Here is a 13,563-nt window from a genome sequence, read left to right as displayed (position 1 = left end):
TCCTGTGAAAGTCCAGGGTACGAGAAAGACTACGGCGGACCCATTTGCCTTTCTCGCCCAAATCGACTATAGCCCCCGCTTCGCGTTCGCTCCGGCCGGGGGCTGAACGGACGGTGCGGCTCGCCGCACAGGGTTTTCGGACCCGTCGTCCCGTGTCTCCGCCTTCGACAACCGCTCGGGCCTTGCAGGCTCGAAGGGCTTGGCGCCGATCGGACGCGCGAAACCGGCCTGAACACTTCATCCAGACGTGGTGCGAAGGCCAGATCCTCAAACTGAGAAAGGCCCATTATGCCTCTCTACGAGCATATCTTCCTGGCTCGCCAGGACGTGACGCCTCAGCAGGTCGAAGCAATGGTCGACCAGTACAAAGGCGTCATCGAGCAGAACGGCGGCAACGTCGAGAAGACCGAGATGTGGGGCGTGAAGTCCCTCGCCTACCGCATCAAGAAGAACCGCAAGGCGCACTTCACGATGTTCAACGTCAACGCTCCCGCCGGCGCGATCGCCGAGATGGAACGTCAGATGCGCATCAACGAAGACATCCTTCGCTTCATGACCATCAAGGTCGACGAGCTCGAGTCCGAGCCGTCCGTGATGATGCAGAAGCGCGACCGTGACGAGCGCAAGGACCGCGAGCGCCGCGAGCGCGACGGCGGCGGCTTCGACGGCAACGAAGGCGAGGAGGCTTAATCATGGCATTTGGTGCTGGTGGCGGCGGTGGCCGTCGTCCGTTCTTCCGTCGTCGCAAGACCTGCCCGTTCTCGGGCCCGAACGCGCCGAAGATCGACTACAAGGACACGAAGCTCCTGTCCCGCTACATCTCGGAGCGCGGCAAGATCGTTCCTTCGCGCATCACGGCCGTGTCGGCCAAGAAGCAGCGTGAGCTCGCCCAGGCGATCAAGCGCGCCCGCTTCCTGGGCCTGCTGCCCTACGTGATCCGCTAATAGCCCTTCGGCGGGCCGCTCTCCCGGGCGGCCCGCCTTCTTGACGTTTCGCCCAGCGGTGAAAATCCGCCGGGTCAGTTGGGGCCTGGCCCCTAACCCTGCCGGTGAGCAGCGGGACAGCGAGAGCCATGAATTTTATCGCAACAGGCATCGGCGCGGGCCTCGTCTCGGCCCTTCTGACAGTGGTGGTGGTCAAGGAGACCATGCTGGCTGTCCTGCTCGCCATGCTTGCGCCGCTCCCCATCCTGATCGTCGCTCTCGGCTGGAACCATCGCTCCGGCCTCGTCGCCACCCTGGTGGGCGGCCTGGCGATCGCGGTTTTCACCGCCTCCCCCATCAGCGCCATCGGCTTCGTGGCCATCACGGGCCTGCCGGCCTGGTGGCTCGCCTATCTGGCTCTGCTCGGCCGCCCTGCCCCCGACGGCACCATGGAATGGTACCCGGTCGGGCGCCTTCTCGGCTGGGTCGCGGCCACGGCGGCGCTCACCATCGTCGCCACCGGGATCATCTCATCGGGGGGCGATTACACGGCGTTCCAGACCCGGTCGCGGCAGATCTCCGAGGCCTTCGTCAGCATGTTCTTCGAAGCGCCCGAGCCGGGAACCGAGGACGGGCGCGAGGCTCTTACGGACACGCTGGCAACCATGACGCCCGCCCTGTCAGCCTTCGGCTTCACCTTCTTCATGGGCCTCTATCTCTGGCTTGCAGCCAAGGTGGTTTCGGCCTCGGGACGCCTGCCGCGCCCCTGGTCGCCCGTCCCGGAACTGGCGATGCCGCGCACCATCCTGTGGGCCCCGGTCCTGGCCTTCGTCCTGATCCAGTTCGAAGGCTTCGCCGGCGCGCTCGGCTATGCCCTGTTCGGCGCGCTCCTGATGGCCTTCACCCTGCAGGGCCTCGCGGTCATCCACGAGCGGACGCAAGGGAAGCCGGGACGCGGCTTCATCCTGGCGGGCCTCTATGCGCTGCTGTTTCTCACCCAGGGCGTCATGATCACGGCCCTGTCGCTCTTCGGCCTCGCCGATACGATCTTCGGCTTTCGACGCCGCTTCGGCGGAAACAGGCCGAAACAACCACCGACCCTTTCAACCTGATCACGAACATTAAAGGAGAAAACCGATGGAAGTGATCCTTCTCGAGCGCGTCGCAAAGCTCGGCCAGATGGGCGAGACCGTCAAGGTTCGCTCGGGCTATGCCCGCAACTTCCTCCTGCCGCGCGGCAAGGCTCTGCGCGCCACGGAGGCCAACAAGAAGCATTTCGAGCAGCAGCGCGCCCAGCTTGAGGCCCGCAACCTCGAGCGCCGCACCGAAGCCGAGGCGGTGGCCGAGAAGCTGAACGGCCAGAGCTTCGTCATCCTTCGCCAGTCCGGCGAGACGGGCGTGCTCTACGGTTCGGTCTCCACCCGTGACCTCGCCGAGGTGATGTCGGCGAACGGCTTCACGGTCGACCGCAACCAGATCGTCCTCAACACGCCGATCAAGACCCTCGGCATGCACGCTGTGCCGGTCTCCCTCCACCCGGAGGTCGAGGTTTCGGTGACGATCAACGTCGCCCGCAGCCCCGAGGAAGCTGAGCGTCAGGCTCGCGGGGAGGCGGTCACCGCCCGCGAAGAGACCAACCTCGACGATCTCGGCCTCGAAGTGGGCGCCGCCCTCGCCGAGGCTGGAGACGTGGAGCTCTAAGGAGCTTCCTTCCGATGCTCTGAAAGCAGCCTCCTCTCCCTGCCCGTCCGGCGGGGCGGAGGCTGCAGGCGACAGCACGGGAGCTTGGCAAAACCCTTGCCGTAGTTCCTGTTTTGTTCCAGAATGGCGCTCTTCATCGATTCGATGGGGAGCGCTTTTTCGTTGGGTTCTTCGTGCACCGGAGAGTCAAGCCGAATGAGTCGCGAAGCCTCGGCCCATGTGAGTATTGAGGACAATGAGGACAGGTGCCCCGAGTCCCGGCTATGTGTCCGAAGAGCAACCTTTCGGACACGAATTCGGGTCTAAGACCATCAACCCTACCCTCGTTTTCGGAGCGCCCGATGGCCACCGCCAACGCCCTGATCGCCCGCTTAGAAAATGCCGAGCCGCAGTTTCGCACGCCGCCGAGCAACCTCGAGGCCGAGCAGGCCCTGCTGGGCGCGATCCTGGTCAACAACGACGCCTATTACCGCGTTTCCGATTTTCTTGAGCCCGAGCATTTCATCGAGGATCTGCACCGCCGCATCTACGAAGTCGCCACGAGCCTGATCAAGGCCGGCAAGGTCGCGACCCCGATCACGATGAAGACCTTCCTGGGCGACCAGGATCTGGGCGGCGTCACCGTCTCGCAATATCTCGCCCGCCTGGCGGCGGAGGCCACCACGGTCATCAACGCCGAGGATTACGGCCGCACGATCTACGATCTCGCGATCCGCCGCAGTCTCATCAATATCGGCGAGGATCTGGTAAACACCGCCTTCGACGCCCCCGTCGACAGCTCGCCCCGCGACCAGATCGAGGAGGCCGAGCGGCGCCTCTACTCCATTGCCGAAACGGGCCGCACCGATGGCGGCTTCCAGCGCTTCTCCGATGCGCTCACCGCCGCCATCGACATGGCGGCGGCCGCCTACAAGCGTGAAGGCGCCTTGTCCGGTGTCTCGACGGGGCTCATCGATCTCGACAAGTCCCTCGGCGGCCTTCAGCCCTCGGACCTGATCATCCTGGCAGGCCGCCCGGCCATGGGTAAGACCTCGCTGGTGACGAACATCGCGTTCAACATCGCCAAGGCTTACAGGGCGGAGAAACAGCAGGACGGCTCCCTGAAAACCGTGAACGGCGGGATCGTGGGCTTCTTCTCCCTCGAAATGTCCGCGGAACAGCTCGCGACCCGCATCATCGCGGAGCAGGCGGGCGTGCCCTCCTACAAGATCCGCCGCGGCGACATGCGTGAGGACGATTTCTACAAGATCACCGAGGCTGCCCGGGAGATGCAGTCGATCCCCTTCTATATCGACCAGACCGGCGGCATCTCCATCGCTCAGCTCACCGCCCGCGCCAGACGCCTGAAGCGCCAGCGCGGCCTCGACCTTCTCATCGTGGACTACCTGCAGCTGCTCTCCGGCTCGTCGAAGAAGGGCGAGAACCGCGTGCAGGAGCTGACGGAGATCACCACGGGCCTGAAGGCCCTCGCCAAGGAACTCTCCGTACCGCTCATCGCGCTGTCCCAGCTCTCGCGTCAGGTGGAATCACGCGACGACAAGAGGCCGCAGCTCTCCGACCTTCGTGAATCGGGCTCGATCGAGCAGGACGCCGACGTGGTCATGTTCGTTTACCGCGAAGAGTACTATCTAAAGAACAAGGAGCCGAAGCCCGGCACCGAAGAGTATTTCAAGTGGCAGGCGGAGATGGATCAGGTCCACGGCAAGGCCGAGGTCATCATCGGCAAGCAGCGTCACGGTCCCACGGGCACCGTGCAGCTGGCCTTCCAGGCCGACATCACCCGCTTCACCAACCTCGCAGACGAAGACAAACTTCCCGATCGGATCGGCGATTGACCAAGACAGACCAGACCAGCACCGCCAGCCGCATCCCCAGCGACATCGCCGGCGGCCTCCTTCACATCGATCTTGCGGCCCTCGCCTCCAACTGGCGCGTTCTTCGCGACAAGGCAGGCGGCGCGGAGGCCGCGGCTGTGGTCAAGGCCGACGCCTACGGCATCGGCATCGAGCAGGCGGTCCCCACCCTCCATCAGGCGGGATGCCGCACATTCTTCGTGGCGCATGTGAGCGAGGCGATCCGCGCGCGCGCCGTCGCGCCCGATGCCGTCATCTACGTGCTGAACGGCCTGTTCCCCGGCACGTCCCCGGCTTACGCGCAGCATGACCTGCGCCCTGTCCTCGGCTCGTTCGAGGACATCGGGGAATGGGCGGCGTTCTGCCGTTCCCAAGGGCGGAAATACGCCGCCGCGATCCATGTCGACACGGGCATGAACCGCCTGGGCCTCACGGTTCCCCAGGGCTTGACCCTGAAGGACCGCGAGGAACTGAAGGATTTCGAGACCGCGCTTCTCATGAGTCATTTCGTCAGCGCGGAAGAGAGCGACAACCCGATCAACCTGCGCCAGATCGGCTCCTTCAGGGCCGTGCGCGAGACGCTTCCCGGCATGCGCGCATCGCTCGCCAACTCCTCCGGCATCTTCCTGAAAGAGCAGCCCCATTTCGATCTCGTGCGTCCCGGCTACGCCCTTTACGGCGGCAACCCGACGCCCGACCGGGACAATCCCATGAGCGCCGTCGTCGGGCTCGAGGCGCGCATCGCGCAGCTGCGCTGGGTCGAGGCGGACGACACGGTCGGCTACAACGCGCGCTGGCTCGCGCTCGGACGCCGCCGCATCGCGACGCTCTCCGTCGGTTACGCGGACGGCTATCCGCGCTCGGCAAGCGCGCGTGGCACGAGCGGTGAGGAGTTGCTCGTCGGCCGGGTTCTCGTCGCCGGACGGCCCTGCCCCTTCGCGGGCAACGTCTCCATGGACCTGATCACGGTCGACGTGACCGATGTCCCGGAAAACGAGATCAAGCGCGGCGACACGGTCACCATGATCGGTGGCTCTCTCACCATCGACGAAGTCGGCCGCCGCGCGGGCACCATCGGCTACGAGATCCTCACCAATCTGGGCCGTCGCTACGCTCGCACCTATGGCGGGAAGCAGGGCTGATGGCCAAGCGTCACCCGTCGTTCGTCTGCCAGGAATGCGGCGCGGTCTACAACCGCTGGAAGGGCAAATGCGAGGCCTGCGGCGGCTGGAACACCATCGCCGAGGAAGCAGGCTCGGCAAGTCCGATGTCGGGACCCGTCGCGACGCGCCCGTCCCGCGCGAAAGGCCGCATCTTCCCGCTCGAAGGCCTCTCCGGCGAGACCAAGGAAGCGCCCCGGACGCCCTCCGGCATCGCGGAACTCGACCGGGTGACCGGCGGCGGCTTCGTGCACGGGTCGATCATCCTCCTCGGCGGCGATCCGGGCATCGGCAAATCGACGCTGCTCATGCAGGCATCCGCCGCGCTCGCCAATCGCGGCGAGCGCGTGGCCTATATATCGGGCGAGGAAGCGGTGGGGCAGGTGCGCCTGCGCGCGGAACGCCTCGGCCTTGGACAGGCCCCGGTGGAGCTCGCCTCCGAGACCAATGTGGAAGATATCATCGCCACCCTGAGCCAGGGCCGCCCGCCCGCGCTCGCCATCATCGACTCGATCCAGACCATGTGGACCGAGACCGTGGAATCCGCGCCCGGCACGGTGACCCAGGTGCGAGGGTCGGCCCAGGCGCTCATCCGTTTCGCGAAGACGACGGGCACCGCCGTGATCCTCGTGGGCCACGTCACCAAGGACGGACAGATCGCCGGTCCTCGCGTCGTCGAGCACATGGTCGACGCGGTGGTGTCGTTCGAAGGCGATACGGGCCACCATTTCCGGATCCTGCGCGCCGTGAAGAACCGCTTCGGCCCCACCGACGAAATCGGCGTCTTCGAGATGTCCGATCAGGGCCTGCGCGAGGTTCCCAACCCTTCCGAACTGTTCCTGGCCGGGCGCGACCTGGCAACCGCGGGCACGGCGGTCTTCGCCGGCATGGAAGGCACGCGCCCGCTCCTCGTCGAGATCCAGGCGCTCGTCGCCCCCTCCTCCCTCGGCACCCCGCGCCGGGCCGTCGTCGGCTGGGACCAGAGTCGCCTGTCCATGGTGCTCGCGGTGCTCGAAGCTCATGGCGGCCTGAAGCTCGGCATGCACGACGTCTATCTGAACGTCGCGGGCGGCTTGAGGATCACGGAGCCCGCTGCGGATCTGGCGGCAGCGGCGGCCCTCGTGTCGTCCCTGTCCGGCAACCCGCTGCCCCCGGACACCGTCTATTTCGGCGAAATGGGCCTCTCCGGCGCGATCCGTCCCGTCGCGCAGGAACAGGCGCGGCTGAAAGAAGCGGCCAAGCTCGGCTTTTCGAGCGCCGTGTCCCCTGCGCCGCGCATCGACAAGAACAAGCCGGAAAGGCTCCCGCTCGCCACCTCGTCGATCGGCCATATCACTGATCTTGTTGCCGGAATCGCAGCCCGGCGTCGTCGTGTCTCCTAAAGGACCGCTGTTTTTAGCAGCCATATAGACCGTTCAGCCTAATTGACCCTTTATGGTTATTTTATAGCGTGTAACTGGAGCACTACTGACGTACCTCGTTGGTAGAGGCAACGATAGCTCTTGAGATCCATAGAGGAATAAATGGCTACAATCACCCTTTCCGGCACCAGCGTCGACGAGAATCCGGATGTCGGCACCCTCATCGGCATCATCAGCGTCGATGGCGCTCAGACCGACGAGACCTTCACATACACGCTTGCAGACTCTCTCGCCGACCGTTTCGAGATCGGGGAAGTCACGATCGATGGCGTGACACGCTACGCTCTTTTAGTGAAGACGAGCACCGCGAACGGCACGAGCCTCTTCGATTTCGAAACCAGGGAGCTGAGCAGCTTCGGCGTTGCAATCTCCGCGACCAGCAACATGACCGCTGGCGGGACAACGGTGGACAACGGTTCCTTCACGGTCACCGTGACCGACAAGAACGAAGCTCCGACCGGTCTGACCGTCACAGGCGGCACGGTTGCCGAACTCTCTGCAATCGGCACGCAGATCGCCACTCTTGCCGGCATTGATCCGGACGGGGGTGACACGCTGAGCTACATGTTCGTTGCCGACGAGAACGGTAGCCCGCTGGTCGCGGATAATGCCTTCTTCCGGATCGAGAAGGACAAGATCGTCCTGAAGACAGCGCTCGACGACGCGCAGATCGGCACCCACGAACTCTGGGTCAAGATCACGGACGCCGCCGGACTCTCGAAGGTCGAGAAGGTCACGGTCACGGTTACCGATACGCCCGAAATCAACGGCACGAACCACAACAACAGGCTGGTCGGCACGGGCGCTTCCGAGGTCATCAATGGCCTCGGCGGCAACGACAAGATCTATGGCATGGGTGGCGACGACACCATCAATGGCGGCACGGGCAAGGACATGCTCTTTGGCGGCGCCGGCAAGGACACCTTCGTGTTCAACACGCCCGTGAAGAAAGGTCACTTCGACCACATCATGGACTTCAACTCGGTCGACGACACGATCCAGATCAGCCTCGCATCCCTGAAGGCTTTCAAGGTGAAGGTCGCCAAGGAAGAGGTCTACGAGTCGCTCGAAGGCACCCGCGAAGGCAAGAAGAAGGGCTTCTACAGCCTCGACAAGGTGTTCGAGAAGGGCAAAATGGAGGGCAAGTTCTTCTCCAAGGGTCACGCCAAGAACTCGTACGACTTCGTCACCTACGACAAGAAGACCGGTTTCGTTTACCTGGATCTCGACGGCTCGGGCCACGGCAAGGGCTTCGCGATCCTCAAGCTGAAGCCGGGCACCTACGTCCAGGCGGACGACTTCGCCTTCATCTAAATCGGCATCGCCTGTTTCCCCGCCCGACGGTCCCCGTCGGGCGGAATTCATTTACGGCCCTGCGCAATCCCGCCGTCCCACACCTCGCTCCTGAAGCGGCGTCTTGAAGGCGGTCAGCTGCGCACCGTGAGAAGATTCGCGTCGCGTGCGAGCCGCCACTGGCCGTCGGCCTCCTTGCTCAGAAGAGACAGCGTATGTCCGGAGCGGTGGATCGGCTCATCGCTGTCCGGAAGAGCGATCTTCATGTCCATCTGGCATCGCATGAAGGCCCAATCTCCCAGCACCTGAAGCTCCAGGATCTCGCTCGTTCCCTCGATACGCATTCCACCCATGCTCATCGAGGCGGCAGCGAATGCTTCCTTTCCGAACGGCTCCTGGCCCGGAACCATGAAGATCACGTCCTCGGCCATCAGGGACAGGATCGTGGCGACATCGCCGCTCCGGCTGGCCGCCATCCATGCTGCGACAAGCTCCCTGATCGCTTTCTCGTCATCCGTCATGCTCGCCTCCGCGTTGGGAAAACATGTGCGCCGCCAGTTGCGGCACCCGCGCCATCCTTCCCAAGCAGTATGCCGGTGCCTCCTCGGCCGGGCATTAGACCATCCGGTCTAATTGACCCCGCTCGCCAATCTTATACGCATGGTTTCAGAACTTTTTGGGCACATATGCTGGCCGCAAGAGTTGACAGTTACTCCTCTCCCCCTGGCCCTGGCGAATTTCGCCGGGGTCTTTTTCTGTTCGCCCTTTCAAGCCTCTTGAGCCAGCACAGGGGTGACGAAACCATCTCTTGAGGCTATACAGCCTGGCCTCGTTCCGCGAACGCGGCCCTTGTCCCTGTTTCTGCGTAGGCTCGGCTCATGCCCTTTTCTGTCCTGGACCTCGTTGTCATCGGAATCGTCCTGATCTCGGCCCTCCTGGCAGCCGTTCGCGGCTTCACCCGCGAGGTTTTGGCCATCGTGGCCTGGGTCGTGGCCGCCGCTGCGGCCTGGTACCTCCACCCGACCGCCCTTCCCATCGCGCAGCAATATATCCACAGCAACACCGTTGCCCTCGTGGCCGCCATCGGCGGCATCTTCGTGGTCACCCTGATCATTGTCTCGATCATCACGGTGCAGATTTCCGACCTCATCCTCGATTCCCGCATCGGAGCCATCGACCGGACCCTCGGCCTGGTCTTCGGCGCCGCCCGCGGCTTCCTGATCTGCGTGATCGGCTGGGCTTTCCTGAGCTGGCTGCTCCAGGGCAAGGAGCCCGAATGGGCGACCGCCTCCAAGACCCGCCCCGCCATGGAGAACACCCGCGACAGCATCATCGCCATGCTGCCGGAGAACGCGGAAGCCCTCATCCAGAAGCTCAAGAAGCCGAATGCCCCGGAAAACGAGCCCGTGGAGCCGGCCGAGCCCGATCCGCAGCAGCGCGGCACGGCTCCCGCTCCGGCCGCTCCCGTCCAGCCGACGCCCCCGCGCCGGGGATGAGCCTCCCCCTGTTCACTCTTTGAAGAGCGACAGGAAAACCCATTGGCCTTTGGCCTCAGGACGATTACATAAAGGCCGCGCCGGTGGGGGCGCGGATCCCAAGGAAATCACGATGTCTTCCAGGTCTGAGACGTGGCAGGTCACCCCTAAGAAGGTAGACCTCGACCTCGACGGCGATACCCTGCGTGAAGAATGCGGTGTCTTCGGCATCTACGGTCATCCGGATGCGGCGGCGATCACCGCCCTCGGGCTTCACGCCCTCCAGCACCGCGGCCAGGAGGCGGCCGGCATCGTCTCCTTCGACGGCGGCGTGTTCCACTCCGAACGTAAGCTGGGCCTTGTCGGCGACAGCTTCTCCGACCGTGCCACCATCGAGCGGCTCACAGGCGTCTCCGCCATCGGCCATGTGCGCTATTCGACCACCGGCGAGACGGTCCTGCGCAACGTGCAGCCCCTCTTTGCCGAGCTCGACGGCGGCGGTTTCGCCGTGGCCCATAACGGCAATCTCACCAACGGCCTCACCCTTCGCCGCAACCTGATCCGCGACGGAGCGATCTGCCAGTCCACCACGGATACGGAGGTGATCGTCCATCTGGTCGCCCGCAGCCGCAAGGACCGGGTCGTGGACCGCTTCGTCGAGGCGATCCAGAAGATCGAAGGCGCCTATGCCCTCGTGGCGCTCACGAACAAGAAGCTGATCGGCGCCCGCGATCCGATGGGCATCCGCCCGCTGGTCCTCGGTGAGCTCGACGGCCGCTACATCCTCACCTCCGAGACCTGCGCGCTGGACATCATCGGCGCCCGCTTCGTCCGCGACGTGGAGAACGGCGAATGCGTCGTGATCTCGGACGAGGGCATCGAGTCCTTCCGCTTCGCCGATAAGGTGCCGCCCCGCCCGTGCATCTTCGAATACATCTATTTCGCCCGCCCCGATTCCATCGTGAACGGACGCAGCGTCTATGAAGTGCGCAAGGGCATGGGCCGGGAGCTCGCCACGGAATCGCCCGCCGATGCCGACGTGGTCATTCCGGTGCCGGATTCGGGCGTCCCGGCCGCCCTGGGCTTCGCCCAGAGCTGCGGCCTGCCGTATGAGCTCGGCATTATCCGCAACCATTACGTGGGCCGCACCTTCATTCAGCCGACCCAGTCGGTGCGCGAGCTCGGCGTGCGCATGAAGCACTCCGCTAACCGCGCCGCCATCGAAGGTAAGCGCATCGTTCTGGTGGACGACAGCCTCGTGCGCGGCACGACTTCCGTGAAGATCGTGCGGATGATGCGGGAAGCCGGCGCGAAGGAGGTTCACTTCCGCATCGCGAGCCCGCCGATCACCCATCCCGACTTCTACGGCATCGACACGCCGGAGAAGGAGAAGCTGCTCGCGGCGACTCACGACCTGGAGCAGATGCGGGACTATATCGGCGCGGACTCGCTCGCCTTCCTGTCCATCGACGGCATCTACCGGGCCATGGGCGAGAAGAGCCGCAATCCCGCCCTTCCGCAATTCACCGACCATTGCTTCACGGGCGACTACCCGACGGCCCTGACGGACCTCTCCGTCGCCACTCCGCGCCGCCTCGCCCTTCTGGCCGAAGCCGATTGAGGACCTCTCATGGATAAACCCCTGCTCAACCGCGTCGCGGTTGTCACCGGCGCATCCCGCGGCATCGGCCGCGCGGCGGCCCTGGCTCTGGCCGAAGCCGGTGCGCACATCATCGCGCTGGCCCGCACCCAGGGTGCGCTCGAGAGCCTCGACGACGAAATCCGCGCCAGGGGATCGTCCGCCACCCTCGTTCCGGTGAACCTGAAGGACCTCGACGCCATCGACCGCCTGGGCGCTGCGATCTACGAGCGCTGGGGCAAACTCGACATCCTCCTCGGCAATGCGGGCCAGCTCGGCGAACTCGCACCGATCACCCATATCGACCAGCCGGTCTGGGATGAGGTGATGACAGTCAACGTCACGGCCAATTACCGGCTGATCCGTTCCTTCGATCCGCTGCTGCGTGCCTCCGATGCCGGACGCGCGATCTTCCTGACCTCGGGCGCCGCCCATTCGTGCAAGGCCTATTGGGGCGTCTATTCGATCTCCAAGGCGGCCCTTGAGGCGCTCGTCCGCACCTATGCCGCCGAGACGGCGACGACGCCGATCAAGGTCATGCTCCTCAGCCCCGGCGCTCTTCGCACCTCCATGCGCCGCGCCGCCATGCCGGGCGAGGACCCGCTGACCCTCAGGACTCCCGAGGATCTCGCCCCGCACATCGTGAAGCTCGCCCTGCCCTCCTGGACCGAGACCGGCAAGATCTACGACTTCAAGCAGGACGGGAAGGTCGTCACGCCGCAAATGCCGGCCTGAGAGCGCCCTGCGACATATTGACCTTTTACTGAAGGCAGCCCTTTCCGGGCTGCCTTTTTTGCTTGGCGTCAAGCATGTGTTGCAGGCCGACACTGGATTCTTCAGCAGAAGTTCATATTGAGAGCACTATTCGTCTCCCATCAGGACTTCGCCTCGCCAGCGAATGCTTGAGGAAGAGACTTCTCCCGAACGAATACTCAAAACACATAACAATTGCCTGGCAGGGCCGACACGCGGAAAGCGGCGCTCCCTGACAGGATCCAAGGGCAGCACGCCGGACACAGGGCCGTCAGAGTTCCGGTGCGGCGGGTTGCGCGGGGCATATCCATGTTTATCCAAACGGCAGCGCCGGCACCTTCGGCGCAACGGGGACGGCTGGCCGCTTTCCTCTCCTCCTTCCGCTCGCGCAATTCATTCCTAGCCGATGTCTGGGCCCTCGCCCGACCCTATTGGCACTCGGACGAGAAATCCTATGCGCGGCGCATGCTGGCTCTCCTGCTCGCCATCAAGTTCACCGCCATCTGGATCTGCGTGCAGCAGAACAATTGGTACGCGAGCTTCTACGCGGCCATCGAGCACCGCGAGATCGCGGAATTCCTGAAGCAGATCGGTGTCTTCGCGCTGATCGCCGGAAGCTTCATCACGACCCTCGTCTATTCCCATTGGGTCGCCGAGAGCCTGAAGCTGCGCTGGCGCGACTGGCTCGTGCGTCGCTATACGCAGGACTGGCTCTCCGATCGCGCCTATTACCGCCTGCAGATCGGCGATGCGCCTGGCGTCAATCCGGATCAGCGGATCGTGGAGCATCTCGGCCTCTTCGCCGGACAGACGATCAATCTCGTCGTGGGCTTCCTGGATGTCGCGGTCAGCCTCGTGGCGTTCACCGCCATTCTCTGGTCGCTCAGCGGCACCGTCACCATCGCGGGTTACTCGATTGCGGGATACATGGTTTTCGCGGTGTTCGGCTACACCTTCCTGGCGAGCTGGTTCACGCATCTCATCGGCCATCCCCTCGCCAAGCTCCACACTGCCAATCAGAATCTCGAAAGCGACTTCCGCTACAGCCTCGCGCGCCTTCGCGAGAATGCGGAGACCATCGCCTTCTATCGCGGCGAGGAGCGTGAGGCCGCCGTCATCGGCGCGCGCTGGACCAAGGTGGTGCAGAATTTCTGGGGCATCATGCGGCGCGAGCGCTCCATCGGGCTCTTCGCCCATGCCCATGGGCAGTTCAGCACCATCCGGGACTGTCGGAATTTCCGTGTAAGGGCCGGGTTCATCATCCCAGCCTGAAGCGGCCTTCGAACAGAATGGCGAACTGGGCTTTCGCCATGCTCCACTCCCGTGGCGGCATCTTCCACTCTTT

At 64.3% G+C, this 13,563-nt stretch carries 13 protein-coding genes; 12 read left to right on the top strand and 1 reads right to left on the bottom strand.

The window, feature by feature from the left end; translation table 11 throughout:
- The first annotated feature begins 288 nt into the window (after nucleotides 1-288).
- The 8 genes from rpsF to ACS5Q0_RS15475 all read left to right on the top strand — a co-directional run bounded on the left by rpsF (nucleotide 289) and on the right by ACS5Q0_RS15475 (nucleotide 8,372).
- On the top strand, nucleotides 289-690 hold the full coding sequence (rpsF, locus tag ACS5Q0_RS15510) for a 30S ribosomal protein S6 (protein WP_473127554.1): 402 nt from the start codon (nucleotides 289-291) through the stop codon (nucleotides 688-690).
- A gap of 2 nt (nucleotides 691-692) precedes the next feature.
- Nucleotides 693-944 (top strand): 30S ribosomal protein S18, encoded by a 252-nt coding sequence (gene rpsR, locus ACS5Q0_RS15505; RefSeq protein ID WP_160883627.1) that lies wholly within the window; start codon nucleotides 693-695, stop codon nucleotides 942-944.
- Between the two features lie 128 nt (nucleotides 945-1,072).
- Entirely contained in the window at nucleotides 1,073-2,035 is a 963-nt protein-coding gene (locus ACS5Q0_RS15500; RefSeq protein ID WP_473127553.1) for a DUF2232 domain-containing protein, read from the top strand.
- A 25-nt stretch (nucleotides 2,036-2,060) separates the two neighbouring features.
- The gene (gene rplI, locus ACS5Q0_RS15495; RefSeq protein ID WP_473127552.1) at nucleotides 2,061-2,624 is read left to right on the top strand and encodes a 50S ribosomal protein L9; all 564 of its coding nucleotides are present in this window, start codon (nucleotides 2,061-2,063) and stop codon (nucleotides 2,622-2,624) included.
- A 341-nt stretch (nucleotides 2,625-2,965) separates the two neighbouring features.
- The gene (locus ACS5Q0_RS15490) at nucleotides 2,966-4,459 is read left to right on the top strand and encodes a replicative DNA helicase (RefSeq protein ID WP_473127551.1); all 1,494 of its coding nucleotides are present in this window, start codon (nucleotides 2,966-2,968) and stop codon (nucleotides 4,457-4,459) included.
- Nucleotides 4,456-5,619, top strand: a complete 1,164-nt coding sequence (gene alr / locus ACS5Q0_RS15485; RefSeq protein ID WP_473127550.1) for an alanine racemase — start codon at nucleotides 4,456-4,458, stop codon at nucleotides 5,617-5,619. The genes ACS5Q0_RS15490 and alr overlap by 4 nt, the downstream gene beginning before the upstream one ends.
- Nucleotides 5,619-7,019, top strand: coding sequence for a DNA repair protein RadA (gene radA / locus ACS5Q0_RS15480; RefSeq protein ID WP_473127549.1), 1,401 nt, complete (start codon nucleotides 5,619-5,621; stop codon nucleotides 7,017-7,019). The genes alr and radA overlap by 1 nt, the downstream gene beginning before the upstream one ends.
- Nucleotides 7,020-7,160: 141 nt before the next feature.
- Nucleotides 7,161-8,372, top strand: coding sequence for a cadherin repeat domain-containing protein (locus tag ACS5Q0_RS15475; protein WP_473127548.1), 1,212 nt, complete (start codon nucleotides 7,161-7,163; stop codon nucleotides 8,370-8,372).
- 113 nt (nucleotides 8,373-8,485) lie between these two features.
- On the opposite strand, the gene ACS5Q0_RS15470 is transcribed toward ACS5Q0_RS15475, so the two are convergent.
- The gene (locus ACS5Q0_RS15470) at nucleotides 8,486-8,872 is read right to left on the bottom strand and encodes a YybH family protein (RefSeq protein WP_473127547.1); all 387 of its coding nucleotides are present in this window, start codon (nucleotides 8,870-8,872) and stop codon (nucleotides 8,486-8,488) included.
- Between the two features lie 357 nt (nucleotides 8,873-9,229).
- Between ACS5Q0_RS15470 and ACS5Q0_RS15465 the strand changes: the two genes are divergently transcribed.
- The 4 genes from ACS5Q0_RS15465 (at nucleotide 9,230) to ACS5Q0_RS15450 (ending at nucleotide 13,490) form a co-directional block, all read left to right on the top strand.
- Complete coding sequence (locus ACS5Q0_RS15465; RefSeq protein WP_473127546.1) at nucleotides 9,230-9,847, top strand: CvpA family protein; 618 nt, start codon at nucleotides 9,230-9,232, stop codon at nucleotides 9,845-9,847.
- A gap of 112 nt (nucleotides 9,848-9,959) precedes the next feature.
- Complete coding sequence (gene purF, locus ACS5Q0_RS15460) at nucleotides 9,960-11,447, top strand: amidophosphoribosyltransferase (protein WP_473127545.1); 1,488 nt, start codon at nucleotides 9,960-9,962, stop codon at nucleotides 11,445-11,447.
- A 9-nt stretch (nucleotides 11,448-11,456) separates the two neighbouring features.
- Complete coding sequence (locus tag ACS5Q0_RS15455; RefSeq protein ID WP_473127544.1) at nucleotides 11,457-12,200, top strand: SDR family NAD(P)-dependent oxidoreductase; 744 nt, start codon at nucleotides 11,457-11,459, stop codon at nucleotides 12,198-12,200.
- A 327-nt stretch (nucleotides 12,201-12,527) separates the two neighbouring features.
- On the top strand, nucleotides 12,528-13,490 hold the full coding sequence (locus ACS5Q0_RS15450; protein WP_473127543.1) for an SbmA/BacA-like family transporter: 963 nt from the start codon (nucleotides 12,528-12,530) through the stop codon (nucleotides 13,488-13,490).
- The last annotated feature ends 73 nt before the right edge of the window (nucleotides 13,491-13,563 follow it).

It is taken from the genome of Microvirga sp. HS2 (genome assembly GCF_055792805.1).
Note: the sequence above shows the minus strand (reverse complement) of the source record. Positions and strands in the feature narration are given on the sequence as shown.